This window comes from Bifidobacterium sp. W8104 (assembly GCF_016100735.1).
In the GTDB taxonomy this organism is placed as follows: domain Bacteria; phylum Actinomycetota; class Actinomycetes; order Actinomycetales; family Bifidobacteriaceae; genus Bombiscardovia; species Bombiscardovia choladohabitans.
This window is the reverse complement of sequence record NZ_JACFRW010000001.1, coordinates 1,156,182-1,176,103: the sequence shown is the minus strand read 5'-3', so window position 1 is coordinate 1,176,103 and position 19,922 is coordinate 1,156,182. Positions and strand designations below refer to the sequence as shown.

Below are 19,922 nucleotides of genomic sequence, written 5' to 3'. Positions count from 1 at the left end.
CAAGGGCAGATTACGAAGACTCCTGGTTACCCCACAAGACTACGACTTCACTACCTTCTGTGGCGAATCCGAATTCCTCTGCCTACTGGAGAGTTTCGAAACCTCCTGATGCAGATCCAGACAATAAGCATAATCCAGGCTGCCAAGGAAACTACATCGGCTATTCTCCACAACATAGGAATCCGATAACTCAAGACAAATTTGCCATCAAAGTTCGCGGGGAACCTGGCCACCAAGAAGTTTGTTCCGCCCCCAGTAGAGGATAGTGAACAATTGGTTGACGGCTGACAATCAATGGCATAATTAGGGTAAGAAAACAGGGGCAGAATAACTTCGCCGGGTTCAGCCTGAGTTTTGACCGAGCCGATAGCGCGTCCTTGGTCTAACGAGAAGTTCTTGAGCTCTGCCATCTTGACATCGGGCTCATGATTGACCACTTTATTGGGATACACCTCGAAAATATTGGTTCCCTTGGGCAGATATTCCCCATTCATGATGCTCTCGATTACAAAGGTGTTTTCCTGATTTGAATGAGGAGTGAACTTATTGGTATTCTCCATGAAAAATCCGAGTGCATACCCACCCTCAAGACATGCCAGGAGAGTAACCCCCACTACGGCTTTTCTGCCGACAGTCTTCAAATCTGTATGTGAGTACAACATAGACAGACCACAAAGACCAAGAATGATCATGAAAAAGACCGCAAGACTAATGAAGCGCCAGGGGAACTGCACACTGGACAATGCACTTATGATTTTCTCAAGTGGTTTGGAATGCCAAGGAACCAAAGATGAAGCCAAGAACAAGGCTATAAGAGCTGATAACAGGACAGGCACCGTCTCCCATTTCTTAGCTCGCTCAATTAGGTAGTCTTCCCGTGCGCGCGGCTTGAAACAGAAACAAACGACTGCCCAGATAAAAACTCCTGTCAAAATGGCCCATCCCACAGAAATAGGGATACCCCCCAAAGAAGGCGATGTCTCAATGTCCGGACGAAACATAGCTCCGAAAAGTTCCAGAAAACGCCCGGGCTCAACGCTGTGATCCGCCATTCGCTTTATCTTGAAATCCGTGGGGAGCGCATACACGGCCAGATTTGCAGATTGACTATAGGAAATGAAGGGAACAAGAAAACTCAGGCTCAAGCCAAAGGTAAGAAAGGCCGTCTTAACAAACTGGACCCAGATATAAACCGAACTACGAAAAACAAGAGAATAAAGCAAAATCGGAATCATCACCAAACCAAGCATGAAAATGCTGAGTGTATGAGAGGTGACGATGCCTGTTAGACCTAGTGCACACCAGATCCAGCCTTGTCTGGAAGCGCCATTCCGATCTGGATGGAGACATGACCAAAGTCCAAATAAGACTATAGGGAAGAAAGCCATGGCTACATATTCACCCACAGCTGCCCGTTTATAAATATCCATAATTCGGTATAGTGATAGGTTCCAGAGAACAGAACCACAAATCCCGATCAAGTCCGATTGAAAAACGCGTCTGCAGACATAATAAGTCAGAACCACTGATGCCGCATTTAGCAGTATTAGAGCGAATCGGTACGATAAAGACAATGAGAGACCTGCTATATGCATCAGCGCTGGTATATACAGAAGCCAATCCCCATACATAATGGAGACTGGATATCCATAACCCCCACCTTGCGAATATTGCATGCGGACCGGAAACTGTCCATGCCGAAGGCCATCGGCTATACCTTGTATTCTGAAAAGATGGAATTCTAAGTCATATCCCCAATACATCACTTTAGATAACAGCGGAATGCATGAAATAAGAATAATCGCAATCAAGAACAGGCTCTTGGAACGACGCAAATCCAGGCCGCTTTTTTCTATAAGCCCTACAGATTTGTCGGAACTGCTCATATGACTTATAACGCCCTTCGCTTCAGTTGCCTACATGCAGTAACAGATAAGATTCAATACAGTACTGATCCGAATTGAAATGGCCTTCGCTTCTGAGGAGCTGAAGCCAGAGGCAAAGATCACTATACAAACTTGCCAATCTTGAGTCCTTTTGAATCTGATACGCTGCCGCTCTCCTTTGCGAACTACTTTACCCTCAACATGTACTTCAGTCTGACATTGATCTATCTACACTCCTTTAGACCAAAACCATCAAAGCAACAATGGGCAAAGAGCAACAATTCCCATTCAAACCTATAGTGCGCTTCTTTTGGTCCGCAAGAAAGACTGGCGGAAATTGTGTTACGTTCTTCACTGTCCAATCTTATTCGAAGATTCACCGGTGGTCTCCGGGGCGGTCAGCTCCCTGATATTGCCCTTGTCCGAATCAATCATGTCGACCGAATCGATGACCTTGGAGGGATCCATCTGCTGCAGCTTGCGGGCGGTGACCAGAACGCGCGACTCCAAAGAGGAGGCGAACTTGTTGTAGGCGGTCACCGTGGCGGTGATGGAACGGCCCAGTTTGTTGGCCCGATCGCCCAGAACCACAAAACGGTCATAGAGCTCGTGGGTGAGCGTAAAGAGGGTGCGGGCGTCCTCGGACAGGTTCTGCTGCTGCCAGGCGTAGGCCACCGACTTGAGCACAGCCCAGAGGGTCACCGGCGAGGTCAGGGCCACTTTCTGTGCGAAAGCGTCGTCCATCAGGGTGGGATCCACCTCCAGGGCGGCCTGCAGAAGGGAGTCGTTGGGGATGAAGGCCACCACAAAGTCCGGGGCCGTATCGAAGGCGTTCCAATACTCCTTGTCGGCCAGGGCCTTGACGTGCTCGCGCAGGGCCCGGGCATGCGCCTTGAGCAGCTCGTCACGACGGTGCAGTTCGTCATCGGAAGCGGTGTCGGGGATCTCGCAGGCCCGCTGATAGTCGGAATAGGGAGCCTTTGCATCGATAGGAATGGTCTTGCCGCCGGGTAGATGAACCACCATGTCGGGACGCAGAACGCGGCCATCCGAGGCGGTGACCACAACCTGGGTGTCGAAGTCGACATGCTCCAAGAGCCCAGCAGACTCGACAATATTCCTGAGCTGAGCCTCGCCCCAGGCGCCGCGTACCTTGTTGTTGCGCAGGGCCGAAGCCAAAGAGCTGGTCTCCTTGTCCAGTCGCCCCTGCTGCTCGCCCAGACTCTTCAGCTGCTGCCCCAGGGAGCCCATCTCCTGCTTGCGGCCCTCCTCGATCTGGGCAACCTTGTGCTGAAGGGCGTCCAGATTCTTCTGCACTGGGGCCAGAGCCGAGAGCACCTTGCTCTCCTCCTCGAGATTCTGAGCCTGCTTGCGCCTCTTCTCTTCCTCCTGAGCCTGGGCGCGGCGGCGCTCCTGCTCGATTCTGATCTGCTCGGCCTGCTGGGCCTGGGCCAGCTGTGACTTGACAAAGGAGAGCTCACGGTTCAGACCGTCCACCTTGGTCCGCGCCTCCACCAGAGCCGCATCGGATCCATGGAGCCGTTCCTGAGCCTGATCGAGCTGCGAGCGCAACTCATCCACCTGGCCGTCGGACCCCATGCCGACGGCCCTTCGACCCTGGGCGCGACCCAGCACATATCCGGCCAGTCCTCCCAGGACTATACCGATCAGCAGGAGAAGCACCACCATGACCACCGATGACGTAGAATCGAACATATGTTCTAGTAAACCTCCTGCACTGGACCCGGAAACCAGATCGGCGCGGCAGGCTGCCGGCGATAATTGGAGAATTCGTTTTTTCCGCAAGGAATCGGCCTTAAGACCGGTGCCGGACCGCAATTAAGGGCAGAATAGGAAATATCAAGGGGTTGGAGCAAGACCGAAGGAGATCCGTGGGTATCGATATCTTCCTGGCGATAGCCGATCTGGTCGTGGCCTGTGCGGTCACCTGGCTGATCATCTGGTACTTCCTTATGCCGTCGGCCCACGCCAACGACCAGAATGCAGCCGCGGACTCCCCGACCAAACGCCCCTGGCGCGATCCCGAGGATTGGGGCAAATGGGGGGCCGATCTGGACTCCCGCAGCCACCGTCTGCTCAGGCCGACCATCGTAAGTGCCCTGCTGACCGCGCCCGTTCTGGTTCTGGATCTGTTCGACCGCTTCGGCCCCGATCTGATTCCCTCCTGGCTGACCAGCCCCTGGGTCCAGGCCATTCTGATAACTCCTGTCATCTTCTACTGCGGCCGCGGAATACTCATGGACGGGTGGACGGCCATGACCGGGCACCGCTGCAGCCCCGATCTTCTGGCCATGCTGGCCACAAGCCTGGCCTACCTGTACAGCCTTGCCACCTGCCTGGCCGGGTCCCTGCTGCCTGAGGGCTCCCGATCCCCCTACTTCGATCTGGTCGGCGTGGTCATCACCCTCCTCTTGCTGGCCCGGGTCATCGGCACCAGAATGGAAGCCTCCCTGGTGGCCTCCTTGAACCACCTGACAGAGATCCGGCCAGCCTCAGGTCTGGTGGCCGATTCCGAGCATCCGCAGACGGTTCCCGCCCAAATCCTTGCACGTGACCGGATCCGCCCAGGCGATCTGCTCCTGGTACGCACAGGAGAGCGCCCAGCCGCCGATGGGGTTGTGGAGTCAGGGTCGGCCCTGGTGGACGACAGCGAGTTGACAGGCGGTGACAGACCCCGGCCATGCGGACCCGGCGACCGAATCCTGGCCTCCAGCAAGGTCCTGGAGGGCCGACTGTCCATCCGCGTGGATGCCGCCGGCGACAACACCTATGCAGCCAGGCTCGCGAAAATCATTCCCCAGGCCCTGATTGAACGATCCCCCGCCATGCGCAGGATGGATCGGATCGTCCATACAGCCATCGCCCTGATCATGATTCTGGCTGTCTGGACCTTCATGCTCTGGCTCATGCTGGGACCGCAACCTCACCTGGCGCACGCTGTAGGCAATGCCGTCTGTGTGCTGACCATCGCCTGCCCCGCCGTCGCAGCCATGACCATCCCCATGGCCTTCCGAACCAGCCTGGAGACGGGTCTGGCCCACGGTCTGCTCTTCACCTCGCCAAGAGCCATGAACCACCTGGGCCGGGTGCGCACCCTGATTCTGGACGACTCCTCTCTGCTGGATCCCGACGATTCGGAGGGCCAGGCTGTCAACGCAGAATCCCTGACCCGGGCCGCCACCCATCTACGCGCCCTGCGGGTAAACAGCCTGATCCTTGATGGGAGCCACCAGCCGGACGACAGGATTGAGCGGGCGGCCCGCCAGGCGGGCGTGGATATGCTGATCACCAGGCTGACCCCCGAACGCAAGCGCGAGTGCCTGGATCGGCTCAATCACGACCTGACCCGGACCAACAGGGGCGTTTCCGCGGATCGGACCGGTCAAGAAACCGCCTCCGCCGCAAAGCAGGGCCGAACCAGCCTGGTAGCCCTGGCGGCCGGGACCAGAGCGGATCCCAAGCTGACGGCCAGAGCTCAGGTGGGCATCACTTTGGGTCCAAAACTCCAGGCTGACATGGACGACGTCGCAGACGACATCGCCCTGCCGCAGCCGGACCTGATCCTGCACCAGGGCGACCTGGACGGGACCAGTAGGGCCATAGAACTGAGCAGAGCCACCACCCGGGTCATCAGGCAGAACCTGACCTGGTCCACTGTCTACAACTTCATCGCCCTGGTCATCGCCACCGGAATCTGCCAACCCTTCTTAGGCTGGATGCTCAACCCCATGATTGCAGCGGTAACAGGGGCCCTGTCCACCATCCTGGCCATGCTCAACGTTCGTCGTCTGCACCGGCTGCGGCACCTGCGCCGCCGCTGGCTGCACCTCGCCCTGATCGACACGGACCAGCTTCCGACAGTCGCTGCACGGCGCCCTCAGATCATCGTCGACAGCCAGTGGGAGTCCATGCAAGAGGGCAAGGACCCGGCTGCAGCCATGGATTGAATCGGCAAAAATACCATAGGATGCAAATTGGGGTCGGCATCCGGGAATCATCCCGGCGCCGACCCCAACTGATCTCAGCGAGGTTGGGCCTGATCCTGATCGTCGCCCCGCGCGGCATGACGGCCACGACCACCATCGCGTCCGCCATCGCCGGCATCGGCATCGCCATCAGCAGTCACATCGTCGACCGTGACCGAGTCATCGACCAGATTCTCAGTGGGCCAAGCGGTCAACTCCAGGTGGTCGCCACCGGTCTGGTCCACCAGGACCGTGTCGCCGTCGTGGACCTTGCCAGCCAGCAGCATCCTGGCCAGCTGATCGCCCACCTCGGTCTGGACCAGCCTACGCAGAGGACGAGCGCCGAAGGCCGGATCGTAGCCCATGTTGGCCAGCCACTCCCTAGCGGAGTCGGTGACATCAAGGGTGATGCGCCGGTCGGTCAACCGCTGGGCCACCTGCTTGACCTGGATGTCCACAATGGAACCCAGCTCGTCGCGGGTCAGCGGATGGAAGATGACCAGATCGTCCAGCCGGTTGATGAACTCGGGCTTGAAGTTGGCGTGCACCGCGTCCATGACGGCCTTGCGCTTGGCCTCCTCATCCAGGTCATCCCGGACCAGGAACTGTGAGCCCAGGTTGGAGGTCATGATCAGAATGGTGTTCTTGAAGTCCACCGTCCTGCCCTGGCCATCGGTCAGCCTGCCGTCGTCCAGAACCTGCAGAAGCAGGTCGAAGACCTCAGGGTTGGCCTTCTCCACCTCATCGAAGAGGACCACCGAGTAGGGCCGCCGACGTACGGCCTCGGTCAGCTGGCCGCCCTCCTCGTAGCCCACATAGCCGGGGGCGGCGCCGATCAGGCGGGAGACCGAGGCCTTCTCCATATACTCTGACATGTCGATGCGGACCATGGCCTTCTCGTCGTCGAAGAGAAAGTCGGCCAGGGCCTTGGCCAGCTCCGTCTTGCCCACGCCGGTGGGGCCCAGGAACATGAAGGACCCAGTGGGCCTGTCAGGGTCGGCGATGCCGGCACGCGAGCGCCGGACCGCATCGGAGACTGCATGGATGGCCTCCTGCTGGCCGACCACCCGCTTGCCCAGGTAGTCCTCCATATGCAGAAGCTTCTCGTTCTCGCCCTCCATGAGCCGTCCCACAGGGATGCCGGTCCAGTCAGAGACGATTTCCGCCACGGAATCCGCATCCACATGGTCAGGAACCATGGGCTCCTGGGCCGGACCGCCGGCGATGTCAGCCCCATCGGGACCAGCGTCATTGGCGGCATTCTTGGCCTGCTCGGCCGCGTTCTCCGCCTGGGCCAGCTGCTTGCGGATGCCTGGAATCTCCCCGTAGAGAATGCGGGAGGCCTTCTCCAGATCACCCTCGCGGGTGGCCTTGTCGGCCTCGACCCGCTTGGCATCCAGCTGGGCGCGCAGGTCGCCGACCTTGTTGTGGCCGGCCTTCTCGTTCTCCCAGCGGGCCTTGAGACCACCCAGCTTCTCGCGGGAATCCGCCAGCTCGGCCTGCAGCTTGCTCAGACGGTCCTTGGAGGCGGGGTCATCGGCCTTCTTCAGCTGCATCTCCTCCATCTCCAGACGGGTGACGCGGCGTTGAAGCTCGTCGATCTCCTCAGGCTGGGAGTCCAGCTCCATCCGCAGGTGGGCAGCGGCCTCGTCAACCAGGTCGATGGCCTTGTCGGGCAGCTGACGACCAGAGATGTACCGGTTGGACAGGGTGGCCGCAGCCACCAGGGCATCATCCCCGATGGTCACCTTGTGGTGGGCCTCGTAACGCTGCTTGAGACCACGCAGGATGGCCACGGTATCCTCCACGGAGGGCTCACCCACGAAGACCTGCTGGAAGCGGCGCTCCAGAGCCGGGTCCTTCTCGATGTTCTCACGGTACTCGTCCAGGGTGGTGGCGCCGATCAGGCGCAGTTCACCCCTGGCCAGCATGGGCTTGAGCATGTTGCCCGCATCCATGGAACCCTCGGCGGCACCAGCACCGACGATGGTGTGGATCTCGTCGATGAAGGTGATGACCTGACCGTTGGCGCTCTTGATCTCATTGAGGACGGCCTTGAGTCGTTCCTCGAATTCGCCACGGTACTTGCTGCCAGCCACCATGGAGCTCAGGTCCAGGGAGATCAGCCTCTTGCCTTGCAAAGTTGTGGGCACATCACCGGCCACGATGCGTTCGGCCAGACCCTCGACCACGGCTGTCTTGCCCACACCGGGCTCGCCGATAAGGACCGGGTTGTTCTTGGTCCGCCGGGACAGGATCTGCATGACACGACGAATCTCCTGGTCCCTGCCGATGACCGGGTCCAGCTTACCCTCCTTGGCCTGGGCGGTCAGATCGGTGGAGTACTTCTCCAGGGCCTTGTAGGTGCCCTCGGCATCCGGGCTGGTCACCTTGGCACCGCCGCGCACCTGGGGCACGGCCTTGCGCAGGGTGTCGGCCTGCAGACCGTTCCGGTTCAGGATATCGGCGGCCTGCGAGGGACCCTGGGCGATGGCGATGAGCAGGTGCTCGGTGGAGACGTATTCGTCCCCCATGGCCTGCATTTCCTTCTCGGCCTGAGCCAGAGCCATGCTGAGCTGACGGCTGGCATCGGGCTGCGAAGCCGTGGATCCGCTGGCTGACGGCAGAGCCACCAGGGCCTGACGGACCTCGGCTCCGACCCGTTGACTGTCACCACCGGCTGCCTGAATCAGTCCGGGAACTACACCGGACTGCTGACGCAGCAGGGAGTCCAGCAGGTGGAGCACATCCACCTGGGGGTTGCCGGCCGCCGAGGCCGACTGGATGGCATCGCCGATGGCCTGCTGAGCCATGGTGGTGAAGTTTTCATTCATAGAGCATCCTCCAACATTCTTCGGCGGGGCCAGCCGAATCATTCACCCGGCCTCGTCACGGGTTCATCTGTCTTCTACAACAGCGAAAGGAGGATACCTATTCCCAAACTTGAGCCTAAACGACTCAAGTTTTTACCTTGCTTTGTTCCTGTTATTTGCTACTCATCGATGACCACATTGCGCAGGTATCCGATTCCCTCCACCTGGACCGTGGCCTCATCACGGTTCTTCAACGAACCTGTGGCGTTAGGGGTACCGGTCATGATGACATCGCCGGGCAGCAGGGTGGCGAAGCTGGAGATGAAGGCGATCTGCTCAGGGATGGAGTGGATCAGGTTGGCGGTGGTGCCGCTGGCCTCAGGCACATCTTCCCCGTTGAGCTTGAAGGAGATCTTCGCATCCCGATAGTCCAGGTCGGTCTCGATCCAGGGCCCGAGGGGGCAGGCGGTGTCAAAGCCCTTGCAGCGGGTCCACATTGGGTCGTTCTTCTGCAGGTCACGCAGGGTCACGTCATTGACGCAGGTGTAGCCCAGCACATGGTCCATGGCCTCGTTGACGCTCACCTTCCGGGCCATCCTGCCTATGACAACGGCTACTTCGGGCTCGTAATTCATGTCCTTGCTGTAGGAGGGCTTGACGATGGGGTCGTCAGGACCGATGACCGAGGTGGAGGGCTTCATGAAGAGCATGAGCTTCTCCGGTGGCTCCGGATTCGAGGACTGGCCATGCTCAGCCATGTAGGCGGCATGGGCGCGGTAGTTCTTGGCCGCCCCGTAGATCTTGGAGGGGATGACCGGGGCCAACAGCCGCACATCCTCGTCGTCCAGGGGGTAACGCTTGCCGGTGGGTTCGACCTGCTGACCGGTCAGGGGGTAGCCGCTCAGCTCGACTAGGTAATCCTTGCCGTCCTGCTTGTCGGTTTGCACGAAGGCGTATCGTGGGGTGTCCTTGTAGGAAAAACGCGCGATTCTCATAGGGCACAGTTTAGCCCCAGACCGGGCCTCTTGACAGAATCGGGCTCCCAAACAGATGGTGACTGGTCAGATAAAAGCCCGTGGGCCGAAAATGGCTGTGCCTACACGAACCTCGGTCGACCCCTCAGCCACCGCATACTCCATGTCTCCGGTCATTCCCATGGACAGCATGGTGCAGGTGTCGGTGCCCGGTTCCCCAGAATCCCTGATGCGGTCGCGCAGACCGCGCAGATGGGCGAATCCGCTCCTGATGACAGCCTCGTCGTCCACATGCGCACCTACGGTCATCAGCCCCTTAAGCTGAATCCCCTCCATAGCAGCCAGTTCATAAGCCAGATCCAGGGCCTGGTCTGGAGCGCATCCCGACTTGGCCTGCTCGCCGGACTCATTGACCTCCAGGAGTATGCCCACAGTTCTGCCCACAGCCAGTGCCCGCGTGGCCAGCTTCCGGGCCAGCGAGGGCCCGTCGACCGACTCTACCGTGTCGACATATGGCAGGATCTTATTGATCTTGTTGGATTGGAGTTGCCCGATCAGATGGAAGCCCACGCTGGCGCTTAGTGAATCACTGTCTGCTGCATTGGCGCCAAGAGCCAGTTCCCTATCCCGACAGAGATCCAACAATCCTTGGGCCTTGGCGGTGACCTCCTGGGGACGGTTCTCGCCGATCCGACGCACCCCTGCATCAATGGCTGCCATGATCTCGCCCACATCGCGGGTCTTGGTGGCCGCCAGCAGGGTTACCGAGCCCTCTTTTCGACCGGCGGAGTCCTCCGCTTTGGCGATCCTTTCAGCCACGCGCTTGATACCATCCGCAATCTGCCTGGCCCGTTCCTGGCTGACCTGCCGATTACCCAGATCCTTGTGGTCCATATAGGCGACCATGACCCGCTACCTCCTTAAAAATCCGGAAGTCTTGACTGAGGCCATGGTAGCCAGTGGCTCATACCGGCAAGCCCACAAGCCCGGGAGAAAGCGGAAGGAGGGAATCAACGACGAAATTCAGGTCGAAGAGCTTACAGACTCGGCTTTGCGGCAGCAACATTCAGTTTGCTCAGATCCAGCCGTCGGTCCCTGCGGTCGGCGGCCAGAGTGTTCCACGTGAAACCATCCAGCAGTTCCTGCGCACTGGCAGGTCTGGGATGGTCCAGGAGTCCCAGGAGCCAGCCACAGACCCCCAGCACCTGCCTTGCCGACCAGCCGTCTCTTCTCAGTGATCCCAGGTCCGGCGATCCGAAACGCTTGGACATCCTCCTGCCATCCACGCCATCGATCAGAGGCAAATGGGCATACTGAACGCGAGGAGCCTTCGGCTGAAGATGATTCCGAATCCACATCTGAATGGCTGTTGACCTTAGTAGGTCCCTTCCCCGCACAATCTGGTTGACACCCATGGCCAGGTCATCCACCGTCACCGCCAACTGGTAGGAAACCAAACCATCCGAACGTCTGACTACCACATCACCGACCTGCCTGGGCAGATTGAATGACTGTGGGCCAAAGATCAGATCGTCAAAGCGACAGATGGCATCCGACTCGTCGGGCTGATCAGGGACCGCGATTCGCAGGCTGTGCCTCTGCGCCCGGGCCAGCCTTTCACTGACGATCTGAGGGGAAAGTCCTCGGCAGGTGCCGGGATAGACAATGAACCCGTCACCTTCATTCGGCGCCGATGCCGCGCGGATGTCGGCACGGGAGCAGAAGCAGGGATAAATCAGAGGCTGCCCACCGACCAATTGCTGCGATTCCAGCAGCTTCAATACCTGCCTGTAGGCATCGGCGCGCTGGGACTGGTAGACCACCTCGCCATCCCAATCCAATCCCAGCCAGGCCAGGTCATCCATGATCCAACGAGCAGCGTCCTTGACCACCCGTGGCGTATCTATATCTTCTATGCGAAGCCGCAGAACCCCGCCAGGCCCTTGCGACCTGACACCGAGCCAGGCCGCCAGACATGCATAGATATTGCCCAGATGCATTCTCCCGGTCGGCGAAGGCGCCAACCTTCCTACGACCTTGGCCTGGCCGGCCTGGTCCACTCTCGGTTCTCCCTTGTGCATACCGACATGCTTGCATACCATCCGGTCATCGATGAATCATCAGTGAGCCAGATGAGTACACACCTATGAAGGCCTCAAGACAAATGGTCAGAAGCTGTCGAGCAGGCGGTCGATCTCCTCGAAGTGCTTGACCTCAGGACGCCAGACCGGCTTGCCACGAACGATGACCAGCTTGGGATCAGCCAGTGTCCGCACATTCTTGGCAGGGTCCTCGTCAAGGACGATCAGATCCGCATCCTTGCCCGTGTCGACAGAGCCGGTGACATTGTCAAAGCCCAGGTTTCGGGCATTGACCTGGGTGGCGGCGTGGAAGGCCTGCGCCGGAGTGAAGTCAGCGTACCGCACCAGATAGTCGAGTTCTCGCCAAGTGCCGTACTGGGGCACGAAGGTCATGCCGGTGTCGGTGCCGACGCCGACGGCAATGCCGTTCTCATGAGCCTGCTTGGCGCTCTTGACCATGCCGTCGACGACAAGCTCGGAATTGCCACGAACTATGTCGCTGATTCCCAGCTCCTGCTGACTGATCTTGACCAGCGGCAGCCCGGCGGACAAGGTGGGATCCAAGGCCGAGAAACCACGAAGCGAGCGCGGATTGTCAAGGAAGAGCCCGATCATCTCGTCGTCAAGGGCACTGCCATGCTCGATGGTGTCCACGCCAGCCTTGAGAGCGGCTTTGACCCCCTCGGGGCTCTGAGCGTGTGCTGCGACGAGCACGCCAAACTCATGGGCCTCATCACAGACGGCGGCCATTTCCTCCTCGGTCATCTGCGGGCTGCCGGCCTCGCCAAGCTTGGTGGCATCGGTGACGCCGCCGGTCGCAGCTACCTTGATGGCATTGACCCCATGATCCAGGTTCTCCCTGGTCCGACGCCTGGCCTCTTCGGGAGAGGAGCAGGACAGGGCTATGAAGGGATCGCCATGCCCTCCGGGAATCGCCAGGAGGGGGCCGGCAGCCAACATGCGGGGGCCGGCCAGCTCGTCAGCATCAATCCTGTCGCGCAGACGAACCGCTTCATAGCCCACATCACCCAGGGTACGAATGGTCGTCACTCCCGAATTGAGCAGCGTGGAAACGGTGCCTTTGATCCTGGCATCCATAAGGACTCTGCCGGCAGGGCTGTGCACCACTTTCAAGGCTGCGTCGACCACACGCGGCGACAGGTCCGTACCGCCAGACAGGGGCTTGCCGTCGGCAAAGAGATGGGTATGGGCATTGATGAGTCCAGGTGCCACAAACTTGCCCGTAGCGTTGATCCGGTGGTATCCGGAAGGCACGTAGGCCAGCGGGGTTGGGCAGACCTGCTCTATCCGGCCGTCCGCGGACACCAGAACAGACATATCCTTTTGGACCGTGCCTTTTTCATCACCGGTCGCGATACTGGCGTGCTCGAGCACAAACGGCTCGCGCTTTTTCCTGCCTTGAAGACGCCCCATGGTCGTACCTGCCTTCCCATCTCCGATGCACTCATTGCGAGGAATCGGGCATATATGGTCAATCATATCCATGGCAGTACGAACCATTCAAGCTTGACTACACACAAGCTTGACTACGCAATGAATAAGGTCCTGAGCCTCCAAAATGAAGCACGGGACCTTGTCACCAAACCGCTGATCAGGCAGCGAAAAGACTCTTGGAAATCATCGCTCCGACGATGGCACCGATGATGGGCACCACCACCGGAATCCAAGCCTCGCCTCAGCGTGAGTCCCCCTTATTGGGCACGGGCAGAATCCAGTGCAGGAAGCGCGGCACCAAATCGCCTGTGGGGTTCAGACCGGGGACGGTGGGACCGCCCAGAGAGGTGACCCCCCCCCCCAGACGATCAAGCCGACGACGATGGGGCGGCAGCCAACCCCTTAGATCCCCATGGCCCCTGCAGACAGCAGAGGACTCCAAGGACCAGCACCGGGGTGCCAAGCCAAAGAACTCATTGACAAAATAATCGACAGGTGATCCCGAGGCATCAGTGGTGCAGAAGGTGCCCGGAATCGGCGCAGGCTCCTTGGTTACGCGGTAGTGCGGGAAGTAGCAGACGTAGACGACCAGCTGCGCCAGAATATAAGGCAGAACCTGGCTCCATGGGAAGATGCCGATGATGGCTTGCCCCAAAGTCATGGCCGGATTGATGTGGGCTCCGGATATCCCACCGGGCATAGGCGCGGGAAACATGACTCCGAAGCCATATCCCATGCCATGACAATAGTGAGCCAGCCGGAATGGCAGCCCTTGGCGCCCTCCAGATCCACGTCGGCGACCGCGCCGCTCCCGACACATTCAGCGGCCAACCTGGTCATGAGCGAATCTTCCACTCGACCCTTCACCCCAACCGGTCATACATGGGCCAATGCATGGGCATCATTCAATAAAAACATGTGGTGACACCAGTCTGAGAAGCGCTCACGATCTCCATTGATCCAAATAATTCGTTGAATTCCGATCAACCAGTCACTTGGACTACGTAGACTGCAGGAACATTATCCCAGGGGGGGGGGGGCAGTGTCACCGATTCGTCAGTAACGATGTCTGCGGCAGGGCCGCCATGAAATCCTCGGAGGTGAGCACGTCATGGAAGCCCCAGGCCTGAGCTAGCTGCGCCAGGTAGGGACGGGCCAGATGGGCCTGTTCAAGCAGATCATCGTCCCTGAAGATCCGAGCGATGGGCCCATCCATGAGGATCTGTCTGTCGGCCATGACGATGCCACGCTGGAAATGACGGGTAACAAACTCCATGTCATGGCTGATGGTGATGACAGTCTTACCCATTGCCGTCACCTGCTGGATTATCCCTGCCAGCAAGTCCGTAGCGACCCTGTCCTGACCGGCGGTAGGCTCGTCCAGAATCAGCACCTGGGGATCCATGACCAAAGCCGATGCTATGGTGACAAACTTCCGCTGCGAGAACGGGAGGTCGTAGGGATGGGAATCCAGGCTGTCTTCCAAACCGCAGACTTCAGCGGCCCAAGCGACCCGCCCCCCGATACGTTCCCGGGCAACATGCTTTTTCACCAGCCCATAGGCTATTTCTCGACGGATGCTGTCCTGGAAGATCTGATCGTCCGGATTCTGAAAGACATAGCCGACCTTGGCTGCCACATGGGCGGCATCCTCTTGATCCGTGGCGGTCCCGTCCACCATTACGCGACCATGAGTGGGCTTGAGCAGTCCATTCATGAGTTTGACCATGGTGGTCTTGCCGGCCCCATTGCAGCCTATGATGGCAACAGCTTCCCCAAGCTCGCATGACAGGCTGACCTCCCGCAAAGCCTGATATCCATTTGGATAGGTATAGCTGACCTTATCCAACTCAAGATAGGCCATCTTCAGACCCCTTTCCGTCCGTAGCGTTCTATGGCATCCTCGACCGAAAGCGGCACGGGATCATTCAACCCCAGCTTCTGGTTGCGTTCCAGGAAGAAGCGGGTGACCTCCGGCAACTGACCACCGTGATCCAAGACCTGTGGATCGGTCAGCACACGACGCGCTGGCCCACTCATGGCCACCCGGCCGTCTTCCATGAGGATGACCAGGTCACTGTAACGGGCCACCAGATCGATCTTGTGCTCAACCAGGATGACGGTCTTGCCCTGTCGCTTGAGCAGAGCGATGATGTTGAATACATCCTCGGTGCTTTGCGGATCCAGCTGGGAGGTGGGTTCATCCAAAACGACGATGGGTGGGTCCGTCGCCAGTACTGCGGCAATGGCCACTCGCTGCCGCTGCCCTCCGGACAGCTCCAGCGGATTGGCATCGGCGATGTCGCCCAGATGAAGCAGCTCTATCATGTCGTCCACGCGCGCGGCCATCGCATCCCTCTCTATGCCCAGGTTCTCCAGTGCATAGGCGATCTCCTCCCGCACATTGTCCTTGACGCCGGACATCTGCGTGAAAGGATTCTGAAAGGAGTAGCCGACGGTTTCAGTCAGTTCCGCGTCGTCGTATTGCTCCACAGGCCGTCCTGCCAGCTGAACCAGACCCGTCGGCTCTCCCCGATAAAAGCGTGGTATGAAGCCGCGGATCAGATTGCAGATAGTGGTCTTCCCCGACCCGTTGGCACCCAGAAGCGCACAGACCTGCCCCTGCTCCACCTGGAAGGAGACATCACGCACGGCATCCTCACGGCCCAGAGGATAACGGTATCCCACATGTTCCAGACTGATGACACTCATTTCCAGACCCTCCATACGATGAACAGGATCAACAGCAGCAGGCAGATCACCTGAATCACCCGGTCGATCGTGTGTTTGTCCAGGCGATAGAGGGAGGTCTTGGGAACAGGCGCCAGGAAAGCACGGGATTGCAAGGCCAGAGCATGTTCCTCGGTCTGCTGAATCAGGGAGAAAATCAATGGTCCCAACATGGGCACGAAGAACTTCACCCGTGCCCAGGCGTTGCCCTCGGTCTCGATGCCACGGGATTTCTGCGCATCCATAATGGTCCTGGAACGGTTGATCACCTGAGGGACCATGCCAATGGTCGACATGATCACGAACGTGACCTTCTTGGGCAGATGCGCCTGTTCCATGGCGTAGACCATGTCCTTGGGCGTGGTCACCTGGAAGTACCACATGATGGCCGAAGCGCTGGATACGATCCTGGAAGTGATTCCCAGACTCTTGTCCAGTCCTGTGGGAGACAAGGCAATGAATGCCCAGATATGCGCGCTGTCTGGATAGCGGACGATGAAGACCTGGACCAGGAAGATCACCAGAACGACCGTGCCTACGGAGGAGAGGAAGGCCTTGAAAAACCTCATGCCGTTACCGGCCATGATCGCCAACAGCAGGAAAACCGGGAACATGGCATATTGCAGAAGGTACCCAGGGGTGAAGATGCCGACAATAATGGCAAGCAGCACCATGGCCGCCTTGGAGGACGGATACAGTCGGTCTATGAAACCAGTCATGATGCCGCGGCAACCTTCCTGACATAGGGGGATCCGTAATTGAACTTGATCAGGAACCTGTCCGGCAATTTGCGCAGAATCACCCAGCTGACCGAGACATCGATGGCTGTAGAGGCCACTGCGGTGAAGATGCTGGTCGAAAAAACCGACTTGATCAGGCTGGTCCCAGTCACCAGCAAGGCTGCTGTCAGCAGATCGCTACCGGCGCCAGTGACTCCGCCAAAAACAGCTATGGTGACCGGCGCCTTGACCACGGCCGCCGCAATGCTGATTACGAAGCAGGCGGCCACTGCGCCGATGATGTTCGTATACCACCGCCAGCGGGAGAGCAGCCCGGCCACAAACCCTGTAGCCATGGCAACCAATGCGTAGGGGAAGGCCACTGGATTGAGCATGCCGTTGATCACATTGCCCATGAGCCCCGTCACCAAGCCCACCCAAGGGCCGCCGAGCATTGACACAAAGAGGGTGCCTATCTGGTCGATAAAGATGGGGAATTTCAGAATCGAGGACAGCTGATAGCCCACCACATTGACCGAGACGCCTACTGGTATGAGCAGAAGGGCCAGCAGCGAGAAGTCATATCGCAAACCACGTTTCATCATGGTTCCTTCCCGCGCCAAGAGGTACTCTCCCGGCGCTACGGGTCCATGCCAGGTTCCCCACCAGTCCAAAGGACAGCAGGGAACCGGTCATGGAAATGCCGATGAATTCGCAATATCCTCGTCAGGCCTGCTGCTTGTCCTCTTTCACGTTCCTGAAGACGAAGTAGTAGGACACCATGCCAATGACAATGACCACTGCAAAGATGAAGCAGACATTGGAATAGATGAATGACTTATCTGTGTGTCCCATGGCAGGAATGATCTTCTTGGCCAGACCAGAGCCCGACATGAGCACGCCTGCAACGGCTATCATGGCCGTGTTGATCAGTCGGTTGAGCAGATTGTTGACCGCCATGCACCGCCCTACAACATCATTGGGCAGAGAATTCGGCAGAATCGAATTATATGCCGGGTAGATAACCGTATAGCCAACGCCGAAGAGAGCAAGGGCTATCCACATGAAGATGATGTTCCCGCCTAAGCAGAATCCGAACATCAACTGTGAGAGCAGGATGATCAGGCATCCCAACTGGAAGCCTTTCTTCGACCCGATCTTATTGGTGATGAATCCTGATGACATACCAGAGAGAAACGCACAGATGTTAGCGGGCAAATACATCATGCCGACTGTCGCGCTGCTCACATCGTAATTGGCCTTGATAAGGAAGGGGAAGACGAAGAAGAAAGACATCTGTACCCCATAGACGATGGCGCCGACCAGCGAACCCGACACCAACTTAGGTACCTTGAACAGGGTGATATCAATAATGGGGTTCTTGACCATCTTGGAGCAGATCACATAGACCACGACGGATGCAAGCGCCAAGCCCCACCACATAATCGTATTCTTGTTGATGGCCATAAGAATCAACGCAAAAGCGATTGAAAAGATCACAATGGAAACCACATTCATGCGTTCGGCAGGCTGCTTGCCGGTCTCCTTGGCCTTGTCAGGAAGATATTTACGAACGGCCGGCAGGGCGATGAGCACTATAACAGGCACGATCATGGTCATCTGCCATGACAGGTATTTGCTGACGAATCCGCCGAACACAGCACCCAAGGCAGCTGACAGCTGATACATGGCTGTATTGAAACCAAGGTACTTGGCCTGCTTATCGGCAGACAGATACTTGCGCACGAAGACTACGAAACATCCAGGAATAACAGCAGCGCCGGCTACCTGCACCGATCTGGCGGCGATGATCAGCCAGAAAGAGAACTGGAAGGCAACCATCAGGATGGAGCCGATGCCGAACATGGCCGTTCCGACAGTGAATAGCTTACGCGGCGATACATCGTCCGACAGCGTGGAATAGATAGCGCCGCCCACGCCGAATACCAGGGATGCTATGGTCGTCAGCCAACCCACCTGAGCCGGGGAAAGAGCGAAAGTCCCGGCAATGTCAGGCGAAACAATGCCAAACATCTTATCGCTGAAGACCTGCATGAAGCAGATGAAGATCATGAAAGGCATAGCCTTGAGGATCAACGACTCCTCAAGCTCGTCAGTAGATTTCTCGTTCATTGCTCTCAATTGCCTTTCCTAGCGAAGTACCGCGTCCATGTGGGCGTAGAAGTCTTTCATGAACCGCTCGCCGTCCACGCTCAGGGCCACCTTGGTGGTAGGCTCTTCGGCCACCTTGTCCAGGTTCTCCACGGTATCGCCATCGGCTTCCCCAGAAGTCACGACGGTGATGTTCATCGGGATGGTAGTGACCAGATCAGGATGCATGGCTACACCAACAGCCAGAGGATCATGCAAAGCACAGCCCGCCAGATAGGGGTGGTGAACCCGGTAGGCCTCAAGATAGAACCCCACGGCCTTACTGAGAATCTTGGCGCTTTCACTGTCATAACCCTGCCAGACCTTCAATTCCTTCCCAGTAAGCAGAGTCTTCCTGGTGACATCCAAGCCAACCATGGTGATGGGGACTCCCGATTCGAAGCAGATCTTGGCCGCTTCTGGATCTACCATCACATTCGCCTCGGAATAGAGATTGCAGTTCCCTGGGGTTATAGCTGCACCAGCCATACTGACCATGCTGAAACCTGGAAGGGGACCGTCGGGGAATCGCAGCAACACCTTGGCCATGTCGGTCATGGGCCCAGTGGTGATGATCTGCAGGTCTTCCCCGTAACGTTTGATGCTGTCAACGATAAAGTCGACCGACTCTTCCGGAGTGGCATCGCCACTGATATCAGGAAGATCTTGATTGCCTAGTCCATCCATGCCATGAAAAGTGCCCGAATATTCGCGATCTCGCTGCAACGGCTTTTCAGATCCCATGTAAACCGGAATCTGGTCGCCCTTGCCAAGACTGTTCACAATGTGCTTGGTGTTGGAGTAGGTCTTGGGGACAGTAGCCATGCCGTAGGAGGCACAGATCCCGATCAGGTCAAGATCCTCGTGAGACAGGGCGTAGCAAAGTGCGAGGGCATCGTCCACACCCGTGTCAACGCATAGAATTGATTTCTTCCGGCTCTCCATTGATTTCCTCGTTTCCGTTCCTCTCGGAACTTCCGTCAACCGGAATCAGACGAGCCGCCACGCGACATTCTCGCCAGCATCGATTCCCGTATCAGCGGTCACCCACCGCCCGGTCGCCGTGACCGTGAGGTTTGATGACCGGTATTACTCTCCCCCGCAATTTCACGGGAAGTCGACGCTTC

At 58.1% G+C, this 19,922-nt stretch carries 14 protein-coding genes and 1 pseudogene; 1 reads left to right on the top strand and 14 read right to left on the bottom strand.

Going from position 1 to position 19,922, the window contains the following annotated elements; all coding sequences use genetic code 11:
* Positions 1-50: 50 nt before the first annotated feature.
* Together H3U89_RS04445 and rmuC are read right to left on the bottom strand one after the other, a co-directional pair.
* Positions 51-1,886, bottom strand: a complete 1,836-nt coding sequence (locus H3U89_RS04445; RefSeq protein ID WP_198178347.1) for a hypothetical protein — start codon at positions 1,884-1,886, stop codon at positions 51-53.
* 351 nt (positions 1,887-2,237) lie between these two features.
* Positions 2,238-3,602 carry a DNA recombination protein RmuC gene (gene rmuC, locus H3U89_RS04440; RefSeq protein ID WP_198178348.1) on the bottom strand — a complete coding sequence of 455 codons (1,365 nt, stop codon included), beginning with the start codon at positions 3,600-3,602 and terminating at the stop codon, positions 2,238-2,240.
* A gap of 176 nt (positions 3,603-3,778) precedes the next feature.
* Between rmuC and H3U89_RS04435 the strand changes: the two genes are divergently transcribed.
* Complete coding sequence (locus H3U89_RS04435; RefSeq protein WP_198178349.1) at positions 3,779-5,854, top strand: P-type ATPase; 2,076 nt, start codon at positions 3,779-3,781, stop codon at positions 5,852-5,854.
* A gap of 74 nt (positions 5,855-5,928) precedes the next feature.
* Here the strand turns inward: H3U89_RS04435 and clpB are convergent, their stop codons facing one another.
* The 12 genes and pseudogenes from clpB to H3U89_RS04375 all read right to left on the bottom strand — a co-directional run bounded on the left by clpB (position 5,929) and on the right by H3U89_RS04375 (position 19,740).
* Positions 5,929-8,706: an ATP-dependent chaperone ClpB gene (gene clpB, locus H3U89_RS04430; RefSeq protein ID WP_198178350.1), complete on the bottom strand. Its 2,778-nt coding sequence runs from the start codon at positions 8,704-8,706 to the stop codon at positions 5,929-5,931.
* 158 nt (positions 8,707-8,864) lie between these two features.
* Positions 8,865-9,680 (bottom strand): fumarylacetoacetate hydrolase family protein, encoded by an 816-nt coding sequence (locus tag H3U89_RS04425; protein WP_198178351.1) that lies wholly within the window; start codon positions 9,678-9,680, stop codon positions 8,865-8,867.
* A gap of 66 nt (positions 9,681-9,746) precedes the next feature.
* On the bottom strand, positions 9,747-10,565 hold the full coding sequence (locus H3U89_RS04420) for a YggS family pyridoxal phosphate-dependent enzyme (RefSeq protein ID WP_198178352.1): 819 nt from the start codon (positions 10,563-10,565) through the stop codon (positions 9,747-9,749).
* A 131-nt stretch (positions 10,566-10,696) separates the two neighbouring features.
* Positions 10,697-11,740, bottom strand: coding sequence for a tRNA glutamyl-Q(34) synthetase GluQRS (gene gluQRS / locus H3U89_RS04415; RefSeq protein ID WP_198178353.1), 1,044 nt, complete (start codon positions 11,738-11,740; stop codon positions 10,697-10,699).
* An 87-nt stretch (positions 11,741-11,827) separates the two neighbouring features.
* On the bottom strand, positions 11,828-13,174 hold the full coding sequence (locus H3U89_RS04410) for a metal-dependent hydrolase family protein (protein WP_198178354.1): 1,347 nt from the start codon (positions 13,172-13,174) through the stop codon (positions 11,828-11,830).
* 178 nt (positions 13,175-13,352) lie between these two features.
* Positions 13,353-14,050: pseudogene (locus H3U89_RS04405) on the bottom strand (MIP/aquaporin family protein).
* Positions 14,051-14,240: 190 nt separating this feature from the next.
* Complete coding sequence (locus H3U89_RS04400; protein WP_198178355.1) at positions 14,241-15,059, bottom strand: energy-coupling factor ABC transporter ATP-binding protein; 819 nt, start codon at positions 15,057-15,059, stop codon at positions 14,241-14,243.
* Between the two features lie 2 nt (positions 15,060-15,061).
* Positions 15,062-15,907 carry an energy-coupling factor ABC transporter ATP-binding protein gene (locus H3U89_RS04395; protein ID WP_198178356.1) on the bottom strand — a complete coding sequence of 282 codons (846 nt, stop codon included), beginning with the start codon at positions 15,905-15,907 and terminating at the stop codon, positions 15,062-15,064.
* Positions 15,904-16,644 (bottom strand): energy-coupling factor transporter transmembrane component T, encoded by a 741-nt coding sequence (locus H3U89_RS04390; protein ID WP_198178357.1) that lies wholly within the window; start codon positions 16,642-16,644, stop codon positions 15,904-15,906. Before H3U89_RS04390 ends, H3U89_RS04395 begins: the two co-directional genes overlap by 4 nt.
* Entirely contained in the window at positions 16,641-17,246 is a 606-nt protein-coding gene (locus tag H3U89_RS04385; RefSeq protein ID WP_232345507.1) for an ECF transporter S component, read from the bottom strand. Before H3U89_RS04385 ends, H3U89_RS04390 begins: the two co-directional genes overlap by 4 nt.
* Before the next feature lie 124 nt (positions 17,247-17,370).
* Positions 17,371-18,777 (bottom strand): MFS transporter, encoded by a 1,407-nt coding sequence (locus H3U89_RS04380; RefSeq protein ID WP_198177200.1) that lies wholly within the window; start codon positions 18,775-18,777, stop codon positions 17,371-17,373.
* 18 nt (positions 18,778-18,795) lie between these two features.
* The gene (locus tag H3U89_RS04375) at positions 18,796-19,740 is read right to left on the bottom strand and encodes a nucleoside hydrolase (protein WP_232339110.1); all 945 of its coding nucleotides are present in this window, start codon (positions 19,738-19,740) and stop codon (positions 18,796-18,798) included.
* Between the last annotated feature and the right edge of the window lie 182 nt (positions 19,741-19,922).